Annotated in this window: 19 protein-coding genes; 12 read left to right on the forward strand and 7 right to left on the reverse strand. The window is 71.9% G+C overall.

From position 1 onward, the window contains the following. Positions 1-87: 87 nt before the first annotated feature. Positions 88-669, reverse strand: coding sequence for a dienelactone hydrolase family protein (locus Ari01nite_RS31550; protein ID WP_203785877.1), 582 nt, complete (start codon positions 667-669; stop codon positions 88-90). Between the two features lie 65 nt (positions 670-734). Between Ari01nite_RS31550 and Ari01nite_RS31555 the strand changes: the two genes are divergently transcribed. After that, on the forward strand, positions 735-1,349 hold the full coding sequence (locus tag Ari01nite_RS31555) for an ArsR/SmtB family transcription factor (protein ID WP_203785878.1): 615 nt from the start codon (positions 735-737) through the stop codon (positions 1,347-1,349). 98 nt (positions 1,350-1,447) lie between these two features. Here the strand turns inward: Ari01nite_RS31555 and Ari01nite_RS31560 are convergent, their stop codons facing one another. Next, on the reverse strand, positions 1,448-1,945 hold the full coding sequence (locus tag Ari01nite_RS31560) for a hypothetical protein (protein ID WP_203785879.1): 498 nt from the start codon (positions 1,943-1,945) through the stop codon (positions 1,448-1,450). A 79-nt stretch (positions 1,946-2,024) separates the two neighbouring features. Here Ari01nite_RS31560 and Ari01nite_RS31565 point away from each other — a divergent pair, with 79 nt between their 5' ends. Beyond that, complete coding sequence (locus Ari01nite_RS31565; RefSeq protein ID WP_203785880.1) at positions 2,025-3,146, forward strand: 5-methyltetrahydropteroyltriglutamate--homocysteine S-methyltransferase; 1,122 nt, start codon at positions 2,025-2,027, stop codon at positions 3,144-3,146. Between the two features lie 347 nt (positions 3,147-3,493). Continuing rightward, positions 3,494-4,351 (forward strand): glutathione S-transferase C-terminal domain-containing protein, encoded by an 858-nt coding sequence (locus tag Ari01nite_RS31570; RefSeq protein ID WP_203785881.1) that lies wholly within the window; start codon positions 3,494-3,496, stop codon positions 4,349-4,351. Here the strand turns inward: Ari01nite_RS31570 and Ari01nite_RS31575 are convergent. Both Ari01nite_RS31575 and Ari01nite_RS31580 read right to left on the reverse strand, forming a co-directional pair. Next, on the reverse strand, positions 4,320-4,961 hold the full coding sequence (locus Ari01nite_RS31575; protein ID WP_203785882.1) for a hypothetical protein: 642 nt from the start codon (positions 4,959-4,961) through the stop codon (positions 4,320-4,322). The genes Ari01nite_RS31570 and Ari01nite_RS31575 overlap by 32 nt on opposite strands. A gap of 45 nt (positions 4,962-5,006) precedes the next feature. Next, complete coding sequence (locus tag Ari01nite_RS31580) at positions 5,007-5,552, reverse strand: pyridoxamine 5'-phosphate oxidase family protein (RefSeq protein WP_239163198.1); 546 nt, start codon at positions 5,550-5,552, stop codon at positions 5,007-5,009. A 108-nt stretch (positions 5,553-5,660) separates the two neighbouring features. Here Ari01nite_RS31580 and Ari01nite_RS31585 point away from each other — a divergent pair, with 108 nt between their 5' ends. From Ari01nite_RS31585 to Ari01nite_RS31615, 7 genes are read left to right on the forward strand one after another with little or no spacing between them, the layout of a single operon-like run. Beyond that, entirely contained in the window at positions 5,661-7,391 is a 1,731-nt protein-coding gene (locus tag Ari01nite_RS31585) for a sulfatase-like hydrolase/transferase (protein WP_239163199.1), read from the forward strand. A 4-nt stretch (positions 7,392-7,395) separates the two neighbouring features. Further along, positions 7,396-8,286: a nucleoside hydrolase gene (locus tag Ari01nite_RS31590; RefSeq protein WP_203785883.1), complete on the forward strand. Its 891-nt coding sequence runs from the start codon at positions 7,396-7,398 to the stop codon at positions 8,284-8,286. 35 nt (positions 8,287-8,321) lie between these two features. Next, positions 8,322-9,695, forward strand: coding sequence for a transaminase (locus tag Ari01nite_RS31595; RefSeq protein WP_203785885.1), 1,374 nt, complete (start codon positions 8,322-8,324; stop codon positions 9,693-9,695). Further along, on the forward strand, positions 9,692-10,546 hold the full coding sequence (locus Ari01nite_RS31600; RefSeq protein ID WP_239163200.1) for an LLM class flavin-dependent oxidoreductase: 855 nt from the start codon (positions 9,692-9,694) through the stop codon (positions 10,544-10,546). The genes Ari01nite_RS31595 and Ari01nite_RS31600 overlap by 4 nt, the downstream gene beginning before the upstream one ends. Positions 10,547-10,583: 37 nt before the next feature. Beyond that, positions 10,584-11,648: an amidohydrolase family protein gene (locus Ari01nite_RS31605; RefSeq protein WP_239163201.1), complete on the forward strand. Its 1,065-nt coding sequence runs from the start codon at positions 10,584-10,586 to the stop codon at positions 11,646-11,648. A gap of 35 nt (positions 11,649-11,683) precedes the next feature. Continuing rightward, positions 11,684-12,970: a type I glutamate--ammonia ligase gene (locus tag Ari01nite_RS31610; RefSeq protein WP_203785886.1), complete on the forward strand. Its 1,287-nt coding sequence runs from the start codon at positions 11,684-11,686 to the stop codon at positions 12,968-12,970. Between the two features lie 9 nt (positions 12,971-12,979). Further along, the gene (locus Ari01nite_RS31615) at positions 12,980-13,717 is read left to right on the forward strand and encodes an enoyl-CoA hydratase/isomerase family protein (protein WP_203785887.1); all 738 of its coding nucleotides are present in this window, start codon (positions 12,980-12,982) and stop codon (positions 13,715-13,717) included. Here Ari01nite_RS31615 and Ari01nite_RS31620 read toward each other — a convergent pair. Continuing rightward, a complete protein-coding gene (locus Ari01nite_RS31620; protein ID WP_203785888.1) occupies positions 13,707-14,474 on the reverse strand; it encodes a PASTA domain-containing protein in 768 nt (255 codons plus the stop codon). The two genes, Ari01nite_RS31615 and Ari01nite_RS31620, sit on opposite strands and share 11 nt — an antisense overlap. Next, a complete protein-coding gene (locus tag Ari01nite_RS31625) occupies positions 14,443-16,362 on the reverse strand; it encodes a propionyl-CoA synthetase (RefSeq protein ID WP_203785936.1) in 1,920 nt (639 codons plus the stop codon). Before Ari01nite_RS31625 ends, Ari01nite_RS31620 begins: the two co-directional genes overlap by 32 nt. A gap of 146 nt (positions 16,363-16,508) precedes the next feature. Here Ari01nite_RS31625 and Ari01nite_RS31630 point away from each other — a divergent pair, with 146 nt between their 5' ends. Next, entirely contained in the window at positions 16,509-18,029 is a 1,521-nt protein-coding gene (locus Ari01nite_RS31630) for a methyl-accepting chemotaxis protein (RefSeq protein ID WP_203785889.1), read from the forward strand. A 67-nt stretch (positions 18,030-18,096) separates the two neighbouring features. Here the strand turns inward: Ari01nite_RS31630 and Ari01nite_RS31635 are convergent, their stop codons facing one another. Then, the gene (locus tag Ari01nite_RS31635; RefSeq protein ID WP_203785890.1) at positions 18,097-19,680 is read right to left on the reverse strand and encodes a methyl-accepting chemotaxis protein; all 1,584 of its coding nucleotides are present in this window, start codon (positions 19,678-19,680) and stop codon (positions 18,097-18,099) included. A gap of 136 nt (positions 19,681-19,816) precedes the next feature. Here Ari01nite_RS31635 and Ari01nite_RS31640 point away from each other — a divergent pair, with 136 nt between their 5' ends. After that, the gene (locus Ari01nite_RS31640; RefSeq protein WP_239163202.1) at positions 19,817-21,412 is read left to right on the forward strand and encodes a methyl-accepting chemotaxis protein; all 1,596 of its coding nucleotides are present in this window, start codon (positions 19,817-19,819) and stop codon (positions 21,410-21,412) included. Positions 21,413-21,650: the final 238 nt, after the last annotated feature.

The following is a 21,650-nucleotide window of genomic DNA, read 5'->3' on the forward strand; positions in this document are numbered from 1 at the left end:
CGTTATGAGGCTGTTCGCGTTATGAGGCTGTTCGCGTTATGAGGCTGTTCGCGTTATGAGGCTGTTCGCGTTATGAGGCTGTTCGCGTTATGAGAGCGCGGCGAGGAATCGCAGCGAGCGCTCGACGACCAGCTCCGTTGCCTCAGCGTCATACGAGGGCAGCGAACTGTCCGTGAACAGATGCCGGTCACCGGGATAAACGAACAACTCCCCGTGACCGGCCTCGACCAGCTCCTGCGCCGCGTCGAGGTCGCCCTCGAGGCCGAAGAACGGGTCTTTCTCCATGCCGTGCACCTGGGCCGGCACCCCGGCCGGCCACGGACCGATCGCCCACTCGCCGCTGATCGGCAGGCACGCCTCGTAGAAGAGAGCGCCGCGCGCGCCGGGCCGGGTCTGCGCGTACGGCTGCGCCCGCATCACGCCGAACGAGATGCCCGCGAACACCACCCCCGCGGGCAGCCCGTCGACCGCCTCGGCGGCCCGGCGGTCGAGCGTCTCGTCGCCGATCCGCTGACTCAGCGACAGGCCCTCCTCGATGGTGGCCGTGCGCGCGCCGTCGAACAGGTCGGGCGTGTGCACGGTGTGACCCGCCGAACGCAACCGGTCGGCGAACTCCCGCACGCCGTCGGTGAGCCCCTGAATGTGGTGGAAGAGAACTACTTCAGCCATATCTCTACACTCCGGTGAACAGTCGGCGAGGATCAAACGATCCAGAATTTTAGAACGGTCGAGAAATGTCGGTCAATCAGCAGATCCCGGATTACGACCTCGACGACCTGCTCGTGGTCACCGCGCCGGAGCAGTTGCGCGCCCTCGCCGACGCGCTGCGGTCCACGCTGCTGGAGCTCGTGCTGGAGCGGGCCGCGACGGTCACCGAGCTGGCGCTGGCGGTCGACCGGCCCAAGAGCAGCGTCGCCTACCACGTGAACCAGCTGGTCGACGCGGGCCTGCTGCGGGTGGTGCGGACGAGGCGGGTGCGGGCGATCGACGAGCGCTACTACGGCCGGGTGGCGCGCACCTACTACGTGGGCCCGCTGAGCCGCCCCGAGGACAAACAGGTGGTGGCCGGCATGAACGGCCTGGCCGCGGCGGTGGCCGAGTCGGCACCGGCAGCCGCCGCCGACGACCTGCGCTGCACCCTGGTACACGCCCGCATCCCGGTCGAGGAGGTCCGCACGTTCTGGGCCGAGGTGCAGGCCCTGGCCCGGAAATTCGCCCAAATTCCAAGATCAGGAGAGCAGGTGTACGGCTTCGTGGCCGGCCTCTACCCCACCGACGCCCCCACGCTGCCCGCCACACCCCCGGACTCACCGCCGGCCCCACCGGACCGGAGCAGCGCGCCCGGGTAACTGCCCGGCGGCGCCTGCCCACCCCGTCACGCCCAGCGGCGGACCGCCCGCCTCATCACCGCCCGGCAGCGCGGCGCCGGGTTTCTCCCGAGATCGAGTCAGGCGGCCGTGTCGGCCAGTTCGGTGTGGCCGGCAACCCGGTCCGTCCCGGCGGGCCCGCTGCGGGCTGTCACCGATTCCGCCAGCTCCGTGATCGGCTCGGCCGGCGGCTCGACGACCGCGAGCCGGGCCACCTGCGGCCGGGCCTCGGGGATCGGCATCGCCGCGGCGCCCGCGCCCGTGGGACGCGGCCGTTTGCGCGGGCTGCGCGACGACGCGCTGCCGCCCCGGCCCGGATAGACGTAGAGGCCGTTCACCGGGTCGGGCGTAGCGTCGAGGGCCGCCGTCACCACCGGCAGTGCCCGGAACCGTTCCCACTCGCCGGCCTCGCGGAAGGCGAGCTCGAGCACCACCCCGCCGGGCAGCACGGTCCACTCCCAGCGCTTCGCACCGTGGGTCACGGCGGCCTCGAGCAGCGCCTCGCCGTACCCGTCCTTCCACCGCTGTGCCGAGAGCACGCCATCGCGTACCTCGATCGACCACCACCGCACGCTCATCCCACGAAGGTACGCCCCGGATGCGAACTGCCCTATGCTTTTGAGGCCGGTCGATAGCTGTCGAAAGGGGCCAAAAGCAATGGCGCTTCGCGAATCCCCGCCGTTCCGGGCGGACCATGTCGGCAGCCTGCTCCGTCCCGCCCACCTGCTGGCCGCCCGCGAGCAGCACGCCACCGGCGAGATCGGGCCCGGGGAGCTGCGCGACATCGAGGACGCGGCCATCCGCGACGTGGTCCGCATGCAGCGCGACGTGGGCCTGCGATCGGCCACCGACGGCGAGTTCCGCCGCACGTCATGGCACATGGACTTCATCTACCGGCTGGGCGGCGTGCACCCCACCGACGAGAAAATTCAAGTGCATTTCCGGAACGCCGAGGGCGAGCTCGACTTCGAGTCGGCGGCGCTGGCGATCGACGAGCCGGTCCGTCTCACCGAGACCATCTTCGGCGACGACTTCAGCTTCCTGGCCGCCGAGGTCGGCGACGACGTCACCGCGAAGCTGACCATCCCGTCGCCCAGCATGGTCCACTACCGTGGCGGCCGTGCGGCCATCGACCCGGCCGTCTACCCCGACGAGGACCAGTTCTGGTCCGACCTGTCCGCCGCGTACGCCGACCAGGTCCACCGGGTCGCCGCCCTGGGCTGCCGCTACCTTCAGCTGGACGACACCAGCCTGGCCTACCTGAACGACCCCGAGCAGCGCCGCCTGCTGACCGCCCGCGGCGACGACGCCGAACACCAGCACCTGCGCTACATCCGCCAGATCAACGAGGCGATCGCCAACCGCCCCGCCGGCCTCAACGTGACCACCCACATGTGCCGGGGCAACTTCCGCTCCTCCTGGGCCGCCGAGGGCGGCTACGACTTCGTAGCCGAGGCCCTCTTCAGCGAACTCGCCGTGGACGGCTTCTTCCTCGAATACGACGACGACCGCTCCGGCAGCTTCGCCCCACTACGCTTCGTCCCACCCGGCAAAATGGTGGTCCTGGGCCTGGTGACCACCAAACGCGGCACCCTCGAATCCAAGGACACCTTGAAGCGCCGCATAGACGAGGCAGCCCGATACGTGCCCCTGGATCAGCTGTGCCTGTCCCCCCAGTGCGGCTTCTCCTCCACAGTGGAGGGCAACGTCCTCTCCTACGACGAGGAGGTGGCCAAACTGACCCTGATAGTGGAAACCGCCAACGAAGTCTGGGGCTGACCCACCCCACCCACCTCCGGCGGCAAACGACCCAGGTTCCAAGGCCACCCACACCCCCACCACAAATTGGCGATACCCCCCAAGGCCGATCGGCGGCAGCGGGGTGCCGAGCGACCACAGATCCCCAAGATATGGTCCCGGCGGCCAGTCCGCGTCCGGTTAAAGCGTGACTTATCGGATATGTCCCGGCGAGAGCTGCCGCATCACGGGACGGCAGAGCTGCGACGGTGGTCCGCCAACGCGATCCGGGGCTCCGCATTTCCTAGTCTGCATATGGGGTTTATTGACATTGTGGGATTGTCGTTGAAGAGTGGGGAGCAGACGCGTCGACCGACGAGGAGGCGCACATGGCGCTGCACCTGTCCGACAAGACCCAGCTGGCCGGCCCCGTCGACGTGGCGCGATACGGCGAGTACCGCACCACGCCGGCCGTCGAGTTCAGCGGGCGGATCACCGACGACGGCGACTTCACGGCCCGGCCGTTCCGGTATCACCTCTACGGCGGGCGGTTCTGTCCCTGGTCGCACCGGGTCGCCATCACCCGCGAACTGGCCGGCCTGCACGACGTCGTCACCATGTCGTACGTCGATCCCGAGCGGGACGGCCGCGGCTGGGCGTTCCGGGAACGGTACGGCCCCGACCCGGTCAACGGCTTCACCCTGCTGCGCCAGGCGTACGAGGCCACCGTCGAGGGCTACACCGGGCACGTCGGCGTGCCCACCCTCTGGGACCGGTTCTCCGCGCGGGTGGTCAGCAACGACGTGACCACCATCGGCATCGACCTGGCGACCCGGTTCCGGCACCTCGCGGACAACCCGGTCGACACCTACCCGGAGCACCTCCGGGACCGGATCGACGCCCTGGACCGGTGGCTGCGGCCCGCCGTCAACGAGGGCGTCACCGCCGCCGCCGAGGGCAAGCGTTCGGCCCGGGCCAACCTGCTGGAGGCGTTCGAGCAGATCGACGCCCACCTGTCCCGCACCGACTACCTGCTCGGCGACGTGCTCACCGAGGCCGACATCCGGCTGTGGGTCACCCTGGTCCGCTACGACGCGGGGCCGAACGCCCGCCGCACCATCAACCCGGGCCTGCACGTCTACCCGCACCTGTGGCGCTACGCCCACAACCTCCACGAACTGCCCGCGTTCCGGGACACCACCGACTTCGCCTCGTTCACCGCGCCGGGCGCTGCGATCCGGTGGTGAACCGGACGTGGCCGAAGGGTACGGACCGATAACCGAGGGTGACGCCAGCCGCGACCAGGGCCGGTGCGGCCAGCCACGCCGACCCGGACACCCCGCCGACCGCAAGCACGATCACCACCTGCACCGCGGCGATCAGAAACAGCACCGCACCGGCGGTGTAGAAGCGCGGCCGGAAACGCCGGACCACGGGCCGCCGGTCCACGAGTAGGACGCCGGGGTTGCGGGCCACCCACTGCGCGGCCACCGGCTCCGGCACCGCGGCCAGGTAGACGTCGCCGCCCACCCCCACCGGCAGCGACGGCACCTGCCAGGAGAGCCGGGCCAGCCCCGCGACGCACAGGCCGGCCGAGCCGAACAGGTGCACGCCGGCCGGGATCTCGGCGGCCCCGGCCAGCTGGATGGTGTAGAGCACGAAAACCACCGCGGCCACCGCCAGCAGTACCGGCCGGGTGCGGCGGGCACGGCGCACCGCGGCCGCGGCCCGGTGGTCGTACGGGAACCGCCCGGCCGGCAGGTCGAGCCACACCGGGTCGGCGGCGCCGGTGCTCAGCGCGACCGGGGGCATGTCGAGCCGGGGCAGCACCTCGGCCGGGATGAGCAGGTTCGGCACGCGCGGAGCGTACACCGATGTCGATCTTCAAGGGATCGTGCCGGCTTAAGGAACGATGCCGCGGCGGGTCAGCACCTCCATCCGGTCGGCGGCGTAACCGACCATCCAGTGCGGGCGCAGCCGGTACATCCGGACGTCGCGGCCCCAGCTCATCGGCGAGCTGTCGTAGTGCGCGGTCCAGTGTTCGAGGATCTCCTTCCAGTCGTCGTCGGCCGGCCCGAGTTCCTCGGCCCGGCCGTGGCTGAACACGGCCAGCTCCTCGCCGTCGATGTGCGCGACGCTGACCGCGGGCCGGCGTTCCAGGTGACGGGCCTTCGCCGAGGTCCCGCTGGTGCTGAAGGTCCAGGTGGCGTGCAGGAAGTGACCGTCCAGTGCGCTGATCCGGGGTTCACCGGCGGCGGTCACGGTGGCGACGCTGAGCACCTTCATCCCGGTCAGCAGCCCGGCCAGGTCCTCGGCGGTGAGAGTCCGCCCGGCATGCACGATGTTGCGCAGATGGCTGGTCGCGCGGGCGTGCGAGAGGTCGAGCAGGCGCTGTAGTGCGGCGATTTCTTCGGCGTTCTCCAGCATGACCACAAAGTAGTGCCGCACTCCCCCACGGTCACCGGCCCGGACCTCGCCCGTCGCTGAACGCGCAGGTTGCCGAGCCGACCGGTCGGCGAATGAACCTTTTGCTCGGCCCGATCCGTTTCATCTGACGTGCCACAGATCGACCTCGACGATGCCGCGCAGGACAACGACCTCGCCGAGCAGGCTTCCGCTCCGGAGCCCGCGCCAGACCCAAAACCCGATAAGACAAGATTTTTCCGTACGCGCGGCGCGCGCCGGACGCTGACCATCCTCGCCGGTGTTCTCGTCTTCCTGGCGCTGATCTTCCCGAACGTCGTGTACCGGCTCACCCCGCTGGGTTTCCTGCGGATTCCGGTCGAGGGCGCGTTCCTGATCGGGCTGCTGCTCCTGCCCACCCGGGCCCGCCGCATCGCCGGCAGCGTCGTCGGCGTGCTGCTCGGCCTGCTGGTCCTGGAGAAGCTGCTGGACATGGGCTTCTTCGCGGAGCTCAACCGGCCCTTCGACCCGGTGCTCGACTGGGTGCTGTTCGACGACGCGTTCAGCTTCGTGGTCGACTCGTACGGCCGGGCCGCCGCGATCGGTGCGGTCGCCGCGCTGCTCCTGCTGGTCGCCGCCGTGCTGGCGCTGACCACCTGGTCGGTGCTGCGGGTCGGCACCCTGGTCGGCAGCTTCCGGCGCCGCTCGTTGTACGCCGCCGGCGGCCTCGCGGTGGCCTGGGCGACCGCGTTCGGACTCGGCCTGTCGATCACCGGGACGGTGCCGCTCGCCGCCCGCAGCACCGCCACCTACGCCTGGGACCGGGTCCACCAGGCCCGCGCCGGACTGGCCGACGAGGCCGAGTTCGCCAAGGAGGTGCGCGTCGACGCGTTCGCCACCACCCCGCCCGGCCAGATCCTCGCGGCGCTGCGCGGCAAGGACGTGATCTTCACGTTCGTGGAGAGCTACGGCCGCTCGGCAATCGAGCACCCCGGCCTCGCCCCGCTGGTCAACCCGGTCCTCGAGCGCGGCGCCGGCCAGCTGGCCGCGGCCGGGTTCTCGGCGCGCAGCGGCTGGCTGAGCTCGCCCACGTTCGGCGGCGGCAGCTGGCTGGCGCACGCCACCTTCGAGTCCGGGCTGTGGATCAACAACCAGCAGCGCTACCGCAACCTGGTCTCCAGCGAGCGGCTGACGCTCACCCGGGCGTTCCAGAACGCGCAGTGGCGGACCGTCTCGGTCATGCCGGGCGCCACCCGGGCCTGGCCGGAGGGCAAGTTCTACGGGTACGACGCGGTCTGGGACTCGCGCAACCTGGGCTACCAGGGCCCCAAATTCAGCTGGGCCCCGGTGCCCGACCAGTTCACGCTCAAGCAGCTCAACACCGTCGAGTACCAAAAGCCCGGCCGCGGCCCGCTGATGGTGCAGATGCCGCTGGTCTCCAGCCACACGCCGTGGGCGCCGATCCCCGAATACATCGAGGAGTGGGACCGGATCGGCGACGGCGCCGTCTACGCGCCGATGGCCGAGGCCGGCAAGAAGCCCAAGGCGCTGTGGGCCGAACCCAAGCAGGTCCGCCCCGAGTACGGCAGGTCGATCCAGTACTCGCTCACCTCGCTGATCAACTGGATCGCGCAGTACGGCGACGAGAACCTGGTGATGGTGTTCCTCGGCGACCACCAGCCGTCCCCGATCGCGTCCGGTGCCGGTGCCAGCCACGACGTGCCGATCACCATCGTGTCGCAGGACCCGGCGGTGCTGGACCGGGTCACCGACTGGAACTGGGTGCCCGGCCTGCGCCCCGCCGGCGACACCCCGGTGTGGCCGATGAGCGCGTTCCGCGACCGCTTCCTGACGGCGTTCTCGGCCAAGTCCCCGGCATCCTGAGGGAATGCTCCTCTATCTCGACTGCGACACCGGTATCGACGACGCTCTGGCCGTGGCGCTGCTGCTGGCGCACCGGCCGGCCGTGACCCTGGCCGGGATCGGCACGGTCGACGGCAACACCTCGGCGGCGCAGGCCGCCCGCAACACGCTGGGGCTGCTCGCGCTGGCCGGCGTGACCGGCGTCCCGGTCGCGGCCGGCACGACCTCGAGCAGCCACCGGGCCCGGCACGTGCACGGCGACAACGGGGTCGGCGGCGTCACCCTGCCGGCCGGCGGCGACCCAGACCGGCGGACCGCGGTCGACCTGCTGCTCGACCTCGCCGACGAGCACGCCGGCGACCTGCACGTGCTGGCGATCGGGCCGGCCACCAACCTGGCCCGGGCGCTGCGCCGGTCGCCCCGGCTGACCGGTCAGGTGGCGTCGGTGACGTTCATGGCCGGGGCGGTCCGGGTGCCGGGCAACGTGACGCCGGTGGCCGAGGCGAACGTCCGGGCCGATCCGCAGGCCGCCGCCGACCTGCTGGCCGCGGACTGGCCGGCCACGCTGGTGCCGCTCGACCTGAGCATGGGCCAGCGCTGGGCCGAGGCCGACCGGCAGGCCCTCGCCGGCGGCGGCAGCCCGCTGCACCGGGCGCTGGCCGCGATGCTGCCGGTCTACTTCGACTCGTACGAGCCGCGGCTGGGCGAACGGGTCATCCCGCTGCACGACCCGCTCGCCGCGGCGCTGGTGGTGGGGCTGGTGCGGCCGGTCGGCGCGCCGGTGCTGGGGCTGCGGGTGGATGTCGGCGAGTCCGCGGTGAGGGAGAGCGACGACGCGCCGTCCCGGGTGCCCGTGGTGCTGGCGATCGATCGGCCGGCCGGGCCGGTGATCCTGCGGAAAATCCTGGACGGATGACGTCCGTACGCGCGTTTCGTTGGTAGCGTCGCGCCATGTCGACGGAATCCGCAGTTGATCGTTCCCGGCTCGCCGCTCTCGCCGACCGCGAGCGGGCCACCTTCGCGCGGCGGCACCCGCGGTCCCGGGCCGCCTACGAGGCCGCCGGCCACCTGTTCGGCCGGGTCCCGATGACCTGGATGAACAAGACCGCGGGCGGGTTCCCGGTCTACGTCGAGCGGGCCCGCGGCGCCCGGGTCACCGACCTCGACGGCCACGAGTACGTCGACTTCTGCCTGGGCGACACCGGCGCGATGGCCGGGCACTCCCCCGCGCCGGTGGTCGACGCCGTGCACCGGCGGCTGGCCGGCCTGGGCGGGGCCAGCACCATGCTGCCGACCGAGGACGCGGCCGCGGTCGGCGCCGAGCTGAGCCGCCGGTTCGGGCTGCCGTACTGGAGCTTCGCGCTGACCGCCACCGACGCGAACCGGTGGGCGATCCGGCTGCTGCGCGCCGTCTCCGGCCGGCCGAAGATCCTGGTGAACAGCTACTGCTACCACGGCTCGGTGGACGAGTCGCTGATCGTGGTGGGCCCGGACGGCCGCGGCCAGAGCCGGGACGGCAACGTCGGCGCGCCCACCGACGTGACCGTCACCAGCCGGGTGGCCGAGTTCAACGACCTGGCCGGCCTGGAACGCGAACTGGCCCACGGCGACGTGGCGGCGGTGCTGATGGAGCCGGCGCTGACCAACATCGGCATCGTGCTGCCCGAACCCGGCTACCTGGCCGGGGTCCGCGAGCTGACCCGGAAGTACGGCACCTACCTGATCAACGACGAGACGCACACGTTCTCGGCCGGGCCGGGCGGCGCCACCCGGGCCTGGGATCTGGCGCCGGACGTGCTGACCATCGGCAAGGCGATCGCGGGCGGCATCCCGATCGGCGCGTACGGGCTCTCCGCCGAGCTGGCCGGCACCCTGCTCGGCCGCACCGACCTGGATCTGGTCGACATGGGCGGCGTCGGCGGCACACTGGCCGGCAACCCGGTCTCGATGGCCGCCGCCCGTGCCACCCTCGAGCACGTGCTCACCGACGACGCGTTCGCGGGCATGACCGCCACGGCCACGTCGTTCGCCGAGGGCCTCCGCAAAATCATCGACGGGTACGCGCTGCCGTGGTCGGTCAGTCAGCTGGGCTGCCGGGTCGAATACCGGTTCGCCGACCCGGCCCCGCGCAACGGTACCGAGTCGGCCGCCAGCGCGGACGCCGAGCTGGAGGACTTCCTGCACGTCTACCTGTCGAACCGGGGCGTGCTGCTCACCCCGTTCCACAACATGGTTCTGATGTCGCCCGCCACCACGGCGGCGGATGTGGCCCGGCATCACGAGGTCTTCGCGGAGGCGCTCGGGGAACTACTGTCGGGATCATGAGGCTTGGTTACATGTTCGACCACGACCGCCCGCCGGAGGAGTTGCCCGGCTTCGCGGCCGAGCTCGACGAGCGGGGCGTGGACGACCTGTGGGTGGTGGAGGACCTCGGCTGGGCCGCGTCGATCAGCATGGCCGCGCTCGCCCTGGCCGCCACCGACCGGATCCGGGTCGGCATCGGCATCGCCCCGGCCGCGCTGCGCAACCCGGCGCTGCTGGCCATGGAGCTGGCGCCGCTGGCCCGGATCCACCCGGGGCGGCTGGTGGCCGGGCTCGGGCACGGCGTCACCGAGTGGATGCGCAAGGTCGGCGCCGACCGCACCCGCAAGCTGGCCCTGCTCGAGGAGACCATCGTGGCGGTGCGCGGCCTGCTCGCCGGCGAGCAGGTCACCCTGCACGGCCGGGAGGTGACCGTCGACGGCCTGCGCCTGGTGCATCCGCCCGAGGTGGTGCCGCCGATCGTCACCGGCGTGGTACAGCCGCGCTCGCTGGCGCTGTCCGGCCGGGTCGCCGACGGCACGATCATCGCCGAGGGCAACGGCCCCGCCGAGCTGCGCGCCGCGCTGACCCACATCGGCGACCGGCCGGGACACGAGCTGGTGTCGTTCCAGTTCCTGCGCACCGACGACGACCCGCAGCGCTCCGCCGACCTGACCCGCGACACCGTGGCCGGGCAGGCGGCCTGGCTGCGCCGCGACCCGTCCGAGCTGTTCGGCCTGATCGGCCCGGCCGGCACGCTCGCCGGCAAGGTCGCCGAACTGGGCGACGCCGGGGCCGCGACCGTGGTGCTGCGGCCGCTCGGCCCGGACCCGTCCGGCCAGGTGTCGGCCAGTCTGGCGGCCCTGCGGGGGTGAACTGCCACCAGCTCTGAACTGGCACTAGCCTGGACCGGTGCGTCTGATCGACCACCACTGCCACGGCGCGGTGACCGGCCCGCTCGACCGGGCGGCCTTCGAGGCGCTGCTCACCGAGTCGGACCGGCCGCCGCCGCCCGGGTGCAGCGGGTTCGACTCGCAGCTCGGGTTCGCGGTGCGGCGCTGGTGCGCGCCGGTGCTCGGACTCGAAGCGCACTGCGACCCCGGCGACTACCTCGACCGGCGCGCCGAACTGGGGCCGGACGAGGTGAACCGGCGGCTGCTGCGGGCCGCCGAGGTCGAGGTGTTCCTGGTCGACTCCGGCTATCGCGCCGGGGAACTGCTGGACGGGCCGGCCATGGCCGCGGCGGCCGCGGCCGAGGTCCGCGAGATCGTCCGGCTCGAGGCCGTGGCCGAGGCGCTCGACGGGGTGAGCGCCGCCGGGTTCGCGGACGCGTTCGACCGGGTGCTCGACGACGCCGCGGCGGGAGCGGCCGGGTTCAAGTCGGTGGTCGCGTACCGCCAAGGTCTTGATTTTGATCCGCACCCGCCGACCCGGCGCGAGGTCACCCGGGCGGCCGGGCGCTGGCTGCGACGCGGACGGCCGCGGCTCGACGACCCGGTGCTGCTGCGGCACCTGATCTGGACGGCCGTGGACCGCGGCGGGCCGGTGCAGTTCCACACCGGCTTCGGCGACCCCGATCTCGACCTGGCGCGCGGCGACCCGCTGCTGATGACCTCATTCCTGCGAGCCACCCGCGACCGCGGCGCCGCCGTCCTGCTGCTGCACTGCTACCCGTTCCACCGCCAGGCGGGTTACCTCGCGCAGGCGTTCCCGCACGTGTATCTCGACGTCGGGCTCGCGCTCAACCACGTGGGTGCCCGCGCCCCGGCGGTGCTGGCCGAGTCGCTCGAGCTGGCGCCGTTCCACAAGGTGCTCTACTCGTCCGACGCGTTCGGGCCGGCCGAGCTGCACCATCTCGGCGCGGTGCTGTTCCGGCAGGCGTTCGGCGAGGTGGCCGGTCAGTGGTCGAAGGGCGACGCCGAGCGGGTGGCCGAGCTCATCGGGTCCGGCAACGCCCGCCGGGTCTACCGGCTGTGAATCAGGAACCGGCTGGGAACCACGGAAGAGGTGGGATGGAAGACTTGCGCAAGCGCGGGGTGCGGGCCGTCGTTTTGTCGTACGTGGACACGGCCGGCATCAACCGCGTCAAGACCGTGCCGCTGGCCCGTCTCGACGACGCCGCGCGCTGGGGCGTCGGCATGTCCCCGGTCTTCGACGTCTTCCTCGCCGACGACTCGGCCACCGCCACCGACCGGCTCGGCGGCCCGGACGGCGACCTGCGGCTGTTCCCCGACCTGGACCGGCTCGTGGTGCTGGCCGCGCAGCCCGGCTGGGCGTGGGCGCCGGCCGACCGGTTCACCCAGGACGGCGAGCCGTGGGTGGCCGACCAGCGCGGGTTCGCCAAGCGGGCGGTGGACCGCGCCGCGTCGGCCGGCCTGTCGTTCCGGATGGCCGTCGAGATCGAGTGGGCGGTGGGCCGGCCCGGCGACGACTTCACGCCGGGCTGCACCGGTCCCGCGTACGGGATGACCCGGCTGGTCGAGCTCAGCGACTACTGCCGGGACGTGCTGGCCGCGCTGGAGGAGCAGGGCGTCCGGGTCGAGCAGTTGCACCCCGAGTACGCCGAGGGCCAGTTCGAGGTGTCGGTGGCGGCGAGCGACCCGGTCGGCGCCGCGGACGACAGCGTCCTGGTGCGGCAGACCATCCGGGCGGTGTCGCACCGGCACGGGCTGCGGCCGTCGTTCGCGCCCGCGGTGGTCGCCGGCAAGGTCGGCAACGGCGGCCACGTGCACCTGTCGCCGTGGCGGGACGACACCAACCTGTGCACCGGGTTCCCGGCCGGCGACGGCGGATTCGCGGCCGCCGGCATCCTGGCCCACCTGCCCGCGCTGCTGGCCGTCGGCGCGCCCACCCCGGCCAGTTACCTGCGGCTGGTGCCGTCCCGCTGGGCCGGCGCGTACGCCTGCTGGGGCGTGGAGACCCGGGAGACCGCGCTGCGCTTCGTGCCCGGCACCACCGGTCTGATCGGCGCGGCTAACCTCGAGGTCAAGTGCTTCGACCTGGCCGCCAACCCGTACCTGCTCGGCGGTGCGCTGGTGGCCGCCGCGCTGGACGGCCTGGCCCGGCGCGAGCCGCTGCCGGAGCCGGTCCGCGGCGACCCGGTGCACCTGCCGGACGCGCCCCGGCTGCCGGCCACGCTGGACGCCGCGGTGGACGCGTTCGCCGCCGACGAGGTGCTGCGGGACGCGTTCGGCCCGGTGCTGTCCGACGCGATCGTGGCGGTCCGGCGCGCCGAGGCGGCCCGCTTCCGCGACGCCACCCCCGAGGCCGTGACGGCCGCCCTGCGCTGGGTCTACTGAGGAGGCGACGTGATCGAGGTAGCGGAGGCCGGCGACGTGGCCGTGGTGCGGCTGAGCCACGGCAAGGTGAACGCGCTCGACCTCGAACTGCTGGAGCGCATCACCGCCACCTTCACCGAACTGGACACGGCCGGGCCCGACGCCGTGGTGTTCACCGGCACCGGGCGCTCGTTCTCGGCCGGCGTCGACCTGTGGCGGATCCTCGACGGCGGTGCCGGCTACGTGCGCGCGTTCCTGCCCGCCTTGAACGCGGCCTTCCTCGCGGTCTTCACGATCGGCAAGCCGGTGGTGGCCGCGGTCAACGGCCACGCCGTCGCGGGCGGCGCGATCCTGGCCGCCGCCTGCGACGAACGGGTGATGGCCGACGGCCGGGGCACGTTCGGGGTCACCGAACTGGCGGTCGGGGTGCCGTTCCCACCGACGGCCCTGGAGATCCTCGGCCACGCCTACGGCGATCGGGCAGCCCGCCGAGCGGTCCTGTCGGCCACCACGTCGGGCCCGGCCGAGACCCTCGCAGCCGGCCTCGTCGACGAGGTGGTGGCAGCGGACATCCTGGAAGCGACCGCACTGGCCCGGGTGCGCCGAGCGGCCGACACCTTCCGGTTGACCAAGCACGAACTCCAGGCCACCGTCCGCGAGCGCCTCGCCCACCGCCGCCCGGTCTACGACCCGCAGGTGCTCGACCTCTGGCTGCGCGCCGTCGCGGACGGCCGGATCCGGCGCTACATGGAGGCGGTCACCCGCTAGGCGGCTCCATCATGCTGATCGCCACCGCGGTGCCCGCCGGAACCGCGGTGCCCGGCGCCACCGCCTGCCGGGTGACCAGCGACGAGTCCGGCGCGTCCTCGGGCACCAGCAGCGTCACGTTGCTGCGGCTGGCCGCCTCCTTCGCCTGGCCGAGCGTCTGGTTGCGCAGTTCCGGCACGGTCTGCTGGTTCTGCCGCTCGGCGTCCTCGAGCAGTTCGCGCACCCGGATGCTGGTCCACAGGTAGGTGAGCACGAACCCGGCCAGGACCCCGACGATCAAAACCGAAATTCCCACGGCGCCCGAGTACGCCGCGTCGCCCAGCGGCCGGTGCAGCGCGTGCGCCAGTTCGCGCAGGGCCGGCACCACCTTGCCGAGGTTCACCAGGCCGAGGCCGATCACGATGGTGGTCAGCCAGTCGGAGACTTTGATCAGGTTGGAGTTCGTCAGATAGAACGTGCTGGCCCGGTGACCGGTGGCCGGGTCGGTGCCGGTCTCGCCGCCGCCAGTCAGGTCAGCGACCCGGGCCCTCGGCAGTCCGAACAGGAAGCCGAGCACCGCGCCGACCGCGGTGGCCGCGACGAACAGCAGGAACGCGGTCACCCCGGCGCCGGCCGCGCCGGTCGCCGAACCCAGGAAGATCGCCACCACGATCATCGCCAGCAGCATGACGATCGCGATGGCCAGCACCCCGCGCTGGATCTTGTCACCGGCGCGGCGGGTGACCTTACGAGGACGGAGCAGATCCTTCAGACCCATGCGCGGCAGGGTAGTTCACCAGCACCGGTCGCAGGCGGTCCAGGACGGACGGATCGTCGATAGTGGACGGCACGGGTTCGTCGAGTCCGTCGGCGATGCCGCGCATCGTACGGCGAAGGATCTTGCCCGATCTGGTCTTGGGCAGGGCCGGCACCACGTCGACCCGGCGCAGCGCGGCGACCGCGCCGATCTGGGCCCGCACCATCGCGACCAGTTCCTCCTCGAGACCGATCGGGTCTGCCTCGACGCCCCTCTTGAGCACCACGAAGCCGCGCGGCAGCTGGCCCTTGAGCGGGTCGGCCACGCCGATCACCGCGCACTCGGCCACCGCCGGGTGCCCGGCCAGCACCTCCTCCATGGCGCCGGTGGAGAGCCGGTGACCGGCCACATTGATCACGTCGTCGGTGCGGCCCATCACGTACAGGTACCCGTCCTCGTCGAGCCGGCCGCCGTCGCCGGTCAGATAGGTGCCCGGGTACGCGGTCAGGTAGGAGCGGACGAACCGCTCGTCGTCGCCCCACAGCGTCGGCAGGCAGCCGGGCGGCAGCGGCAGGTCGATCACGATGGCGCCGTCCTCGCCGGCCGGCATGTCCCGGCCGGTGCCGTCGACCACCCGCACCCGGAAGCCGGGTACCGGCACCGACGGCGAGCCGGCCTTGATCGGCAGCGGTTCCAGGCCACGCGGGTTCGCCGCGATCGGCCAGCCGGTCTCGGTCTGCCACCAGTTGTCGATCACCGGGACGGACAGCAGGTCGCTCGCCCAGGCGTACGTCTGCGGGTCGAGCCTCTCCCCCGCGAGAAAGAGGTGCCGCAGCGAGCTGAGGTCCCGCCCGCGCAGCAGGGCGCCCGACGGGTCCTCCTTCTTGACCGCCCGGATCGCGGTCGGCGCCGTGAACATCGTGGTCACCCGGTGCTGCTCGACCACCCGCCAGAACGCGCCGGCGTCCGGGGTGCCGACCGGTTTGCCCTCGTAGAGGATCGTGGTGGCGCCGGTGAGCAGCGGCGCGTAGACGATGTACGAGTGGCCGACCACCCAGCCGACGTCGGACGCCGCCCAGTAGACCTCGCCCGGCGCGGTGTCGAACACCGACCGCATCGACCAGCGCAGCGCGACCGCATGCCCGCCGTTGTCGCGGACCACGCCCTTCGGTTTACCGGTCGTGCCCGAGGTGTAGAGGATGTAGAGCGGGTCGGTGGCGGCGACCGGCACGCACTCGGCCGGCTCCGCGCCGTCGATCGCGTCGTCCCAGCTCAGGTCGCGGTCCGGGCGCAGCTCGAACAGGTGCTGCGGGCGTTGCACGATCACGCAGCGCTCCGGCCGGTGGGTGGCGGCGTCCAGGGCGGCGTCCAGCATGGGCTGATACGGCAGCACCTTGCCGGCCTCGATGCCGCACGAGGTGGCGACCACGACCCGCGGGCGGGCGTCGTCGATGCGGGCGGCCAGTTCGCGCGCGCCGAAGCCGCCGAACACCACCGAGTGCACGGCGCCGAGCCGGGCGCAGGCGAGCATGGCGATCACCGCCTCCGGGACCATGGCGACGTAGAGCACGACCCGGTCGCCCCGGGTGACGCCGAGCCGCCGCAGCGCGCCCGCGAAAACAGCGACTTCGTCGCGCAGGACCCGATAGCTGTACGTGGTGAGGGCGCCGGTCACCGGGCTGTCGTGGATCAGGGCGGGCTGGTCGCCCCGGCCGGCGTCGACGTGCCGGTCCAGGGCGTTGAAGCAGGTGTTCAGCTCGGCGCCGGGAAACCAGCGGTAGAACGGCGGTGCGGCGTCGTCGAGGATCCGGCCGGGTGGCGTGACCCAGTCGATCAGTCCGGCGGCCGCCCGCCAGAACGCCTCGGGGTCGGCCACGCTCCGCTCGTACGCCCGCTGGTATTCGCCCATGAGCACAGTCAGCACCCTTCGCCGGTGGTCGTCCAGGGTTACCGGCGGAAACGGCGCCGAACGGGCAGACCGCTGCGCCGAAGTGCCGACCCCGCCAACTCCACCATTATGTGAAATATCATTACTTAGCTCCGTAGCCTGGCGTTATGGGCCTGTTCGGAAACCGGACCGTCGAGCGCGCCGCGGCACCGCCCCGGGAGCCGCGCGACATCGAGGCGCTCGAGGAACTGGTCACGAACCTGGAGAACGCCACCGACGAGGCCAGCACCTGGCGCATCTACGCGTCCACCTATCTCGAGTTCTACGACATGGAGTACGTAGCCGCCTGGCTGGTCGCCGGGGGCACCGCCCAGCTCGAGTACGAGGTCGGCCGGATCGCGCCGGCCCTGACCGGCACCGAGGAGCGGGCCGGGCTGGTGCAGCAGGCGATCCGCAGCCGCCACCCGGTGTACGCCGACGACCGCGGCGCCGACGGCGACCCCCGGCTGGCTGCCGCCCTCCGCGCCGGTGCCCGGGCCGCGCTGGTGGTGCCGGTGGTCTTCCACGGCACGGTGACCGCGGTGCTGGAGTTCTACGAGCGGCAGGTGACCGCCGTCGACTCGGCGCTGCTGGGCAAGTGGGCGGCCATCAGCCGGGTCGCCGAGCAGGCGAGGCTGGCGGCGCTGGCCGCGTTCCAGACCCAGCAGCTGGCCGACGACCGGCTCGCGGTGACCGCCGTGGTGAGCGCGCTGGGACACACCAGCGACTCCGCGGTGGCGCTGCGCTCGGCACTGGACGCCGTCCGCACCGCGTTCCACTGGGCCTACGGCTCGTACTGGGAGATCGACGAGGAGGACGACGTCCTCAAGTTCAAGGTCGAGTCGGGCTCGGCCGGCGACGAGTTCCGCAAGGTCACGCTGGCCGCCACGTTCGCCGAGGGCGTCGGCCTGTCCGGCCGGGCGTGGCGGCAGCACGACCTGGTCTTCGTACGGGATATCGGGGAATTGACGGACTGCGTGCGGGCACCCGCCGCCCAGCGTGCCGGCGTCCGCTCCGGCGTCTGCTTCCCGATCACCATCCAGGACCGCATCGTCGGCACCATGGACTTCTTCACCACCGAGTACGTCGAGCTCAGCGAGTCCCGGGCCTCGGCGCTGCGAAACGTGCAGCAGCTGGTGTCGCAGCGGCTCGACATCGTGCGCAGCGCCGAGGATGCGGCCGGCAACGCGCGCGCCCTGCTCGACACGGTGGACCGGCTCCGCAGCGCCACGGCCGACGCGGCCCACGTGGCCGACGAGGCGGTCAACCGGGCGTCGGCGATGACCGGCGACGTGTCCGCGCTGGGTGACGCCTCGGCCTCGATCGGCGACGTGATCAAGGTGATCACGTCGATCGCCGATCAGACCAACCTGCTGGCCCTGAACGCAACGATCGAGGCGGCCCGGGCCGGCGAGATCGGCAAGGGGTTCGCGGTCGTCGCGGGCGAGGTCAAGGAACTGGCCCGGGAGACCGCCGAGGCCACCAAGCGGGTGTCGGAGCAGGTGGCGGCACTGCAGTCGACGGCCGAGTCGGTGGCGGCCGGGATCAGCACGACCAGCGAGACGATCGGCCAGATCAACGCGGTGCAGGCCCGGATCGGCGAGGTCCTCGAGGAGCAGGCGACGATGGCGCACGCGTTCGAGCGCTGAGGTGCCTCTTCTTCGCTGGTCAGTAGCGTTCTTCGTCAGTAGCGTTCTTCGTCAGTAGCGTTTTTCGTCAGTAGCGGAAGCGGGACACCAGCGCCTGCAGCTGGGTCGCGGTGATTGCCAGGTCGCCGGCGGCCTGGCGGGTCTCGCCCACCGCGCCGGACGTGCGCCGGGTCGCGTCGGACACCCCGCCGATGGTCTGCGCGATGTTGCCGGCGCCGGTCGCCGCCTCGGACAGCGTGCGGTTCATCTCCTGCGTCGTGGCGGTCTGCTCCTCCACCGCCGAGGCGATGGTCAGCTGGATGCCGTTGATCCGCTCGATGATCGACGAGATCTCGCCGATCGCGCTGACCGCACCGCCGGTGTCGCTCTGGATCGCCTGCACCCGCCGGGAGATGTCCTCGGTGGCCTTGGCCGTCTCCTGCGCCAGATCCTTGACCTCACCCGCGACGACCGCGAAGCCCTTGCCGGACTCGCCGGCCCGGGCCGCCTCGATGGTCGCGTTCAGGGCCAGCAGGTTGGTCTGCTCGGCGATCGCCGTGATCGTCTTGACCACCGACGCGATCTCGGTCGACGACTCGCCCAGCCGGGCCACGATCGTGTTCGTCGCGGCCGCCACCTCGACGGCCTGCACCGCCACCTCGGACGCCTCGGTCGTCGACACGCTGATGTCCCGGATCGCCGACCCCATCTCCTCCGAGCCGGCCGACACCACCTGGAGGTTGTTCGACACCACGTCGGCCGCGGACGCCACCGAGCCGGCCTGGGCCGAGGCCTCGGCAGCCGCCGCGTCCACCTGGCCGGACACCGCCGTCAGCTGGTTGGCCGCCGAGTTCAGCGTGCCGGCGTTCCCGGCGAGCTGCACCAGGTCGTCGCGCAGGCGGCCGATCCCCCGGTCCATGGCCGCCGCCATCCGGCCCACCTCGTCGTGCGTGGTCACCCCCGAGGTCCGGGTGAGGTCGCCCTCGGCCAGCCCTTCGGCCACCAGCGCCACCTGCCGCACGGTCCCCCGGACCCGGCTGGCCACCCGGAACCCGAGCAGCAGGCTGATCAGCACGCCCGCCGCGAGCAGACCTGCCACGGTCCAGGTCGCGGCCCGGCCGGCCTGCTCGCCCTGGGCGATGCTCTGCTCGGACAGGTGCTCGGCGCGTTCCTGCAGCAGTGTCTCGTCGTCGACCAGCGCGTTGTAGACCCGGTCGTACTCCTTGACCGCCGCGGCCAGCTCATCCGCCGACGGGTTGCCGGTCTGCGGCGCCGAGATGAACGCGAGGAACGCCTCCCAGTCGCCCCGCGCCTTGGTGACCGCCTCGCTGCCGGCCGGATCGCCCGCGAGGCTCGTCTCCAGGCTGCTGAGCGCCTCCGTGATCGCCTTCTTGTTGGCCTCGAGGTTGGTCGAGATCCGGTCGGCCAGCGCCGGGTAGAGCCGCATCGCCGACAGGTTCCCGCTGAACGACTCGATGTTCTTGGCGAACTGTCCCGCCGCCGTCTCCACCGTGATCGTCTGGCGCTGCGCGGCCGCCGCGTCGGCGTTCAGGTCGTTGAGCGTCCCGATGGCCACCCCGCCCACGATGAGGCCGCTGACCGTGGCGGTGAGCACGGCCGCACCGATCTTCGTGCGCAGCGACAGGTCGTCGAACGCCCCCATGAGTCCCATGCCCGTCGCCTCTCGTCTGACACGTCCTGCATCAGGCCATTCGGCACAGTTCAGCCATTCGATAAGCCGCCCGCAAAAGGTCAGACCGATCCGGAAACCGCTACCGGCCCGAGAAGCGGGACCTAGCGTGTGCCTTGTGCAGGACAGTGCCTCGAAGCCGGGTATCGGCGTCAACGTCAAGATCAATGCTGCGATCTGCCTCGCCGTCGTCGTCGCGGTGGTCGTCGGCATCGCCGGGATCATCGCCCTGAACAACGCGAGCGCCGCGGCACAGAACCTCTACCACAACAACGTGCCCAGCCTGCTGGCGATCGGCGAGGTCGACGCCGCGCTGGCCCAGGGGCAGCTGGACCTGGCCAACATGGTGATCTCCGCCGACCGGGCCACCAACGACCGCTACGCGGCAGCGTTCGAGGCGGACCAGGCCGAGTTCGACCAGGCGATGTCGGCCTACCGGGCGGCCGAGCCGTCCGGCGACCCGGCCGTGGTGGACGCGCTGGAGACCAAGTGGGACACCCTGGTCCAGGTGGCCGAGACGGAGCTGCTGGCCCTGGCCCGCGCCGGCGACGACGCCGGCTACCAGAAGGTCCGCGACACCGAGATCGCCGAGTTGATGAACTCGGCCGGCGACGACGTCGACACGCTGCGCGCCGCCGAGACCGCGGACGCGGCGACGTTCGCGAAGTCCGCCGAGGCCGGCGCCGCCCGCAGCCGCCTCCAGTCGATCATCATGGTGGTCCTGGGTTCAGCGCTCGCCCTGGGTCTGGGGTTCTGGATCGCCCGTTCCATCGTGCGCTCCCTGTCCAGGGTCAAGAGCGTCTGCGAGGGCCTGGCGGAGGGCGACCTGACCCGCAGCAGCGGCCTGACGTCGTCGGACGAGCCCGGCCAGATGGGTCGCGCCCTGGACGTGGCGATGCAGCGCCTGCGATCCACGGTGGCCACCATCGACGGCTCGGCCGGCAGCCTGAACGCGGCCACCCAGCAGATGGCCGGCACGGTGGCACAGATCGCCGAGTCAGCCGCATCCACGGCGGCGCAGGCCCAGACCGTCTCGGCCGCCGCCGAGCAGATTTCCCGCAGCGTCGACTCGGTGTCGGCCGGTTCGGTCGAGATGGGCGCGTCGATCCGCGAGATCTCGCAGAACGCCGGCGAGGCGGCGCAGGTGGCCGGCGAGGCGGTGGGGCTGGCGGCGTCCACCTCGACCACCATGAGCAAACTGGGCGAGTCCTCCGCCGAGATCGGCAACGTCATCAACACCATCACGTCGATCGCCGAGCAGACCAACCTGCTGGCCCTGAACGCAACGATCGAAGCGGCCCGGGCCGGCGAGTCCGGAAAGGGTTTCGCCGTGGTGGCGTCCGAGGTGAAGGATCTGGCCCAGGAAACCGCCAGGGCCACCGAGGACATCTCCAAGCGCGTCTCGGCAATCCAGGCCGACACCGAGGGCGCGGTAGCCGCAATCGAGGAGATCAGCCGGGTGATCGCCCGAATCTCCGACTACCAGACCACCATCGCCTCCGCCGTCGAGGAACAAACCGCCACCACATCCGAGATGAGCCGAAGCGTCACCGAGGCAGCCACCGGCACCAACGACATAGCCCAGAACATAACCGGCGTAGCCGAATCAGCCCGAACCACAAGCCGAAGCGCCACCGACTCCGAGCAGGCAACGATCCAGCTGGCAAGGCTCTCCACGGAGCTGAACGAATTGGTGTCCGGCTTCCGCTATTGACGGACGGCGGCCGGCCCCGCGCGGGCCGGCCGTGTCCTTCGGCCTGCCGTTTCCCCGGCGGCGCAACCACCGTGCCGCTCCGCGCCAGCATTAACCGCCTGAGGCCCTTTATCTCCGCCGCGATTGGTGGCGCACCACCGCTGGGGCGTCCTAGGAGGCTGGGTTGTTTGCCGGGCGCTGGACATGGAGTCGGGCGAAAGGGCGCGGGGCGGGCGTAACGCCCGGTACGGTCGCGATC

This window comes from Paractinoplanes rishiriensis, from assembly GCF_016862375.1.
GTDB classification, from domain to species: domain Bacteria; phylum Actinomycetota; class Actinomycetes; order Mycobacteriales; family Micromonosporaceae; genus Actinoplanes; species Actinoplanes rishiriensis.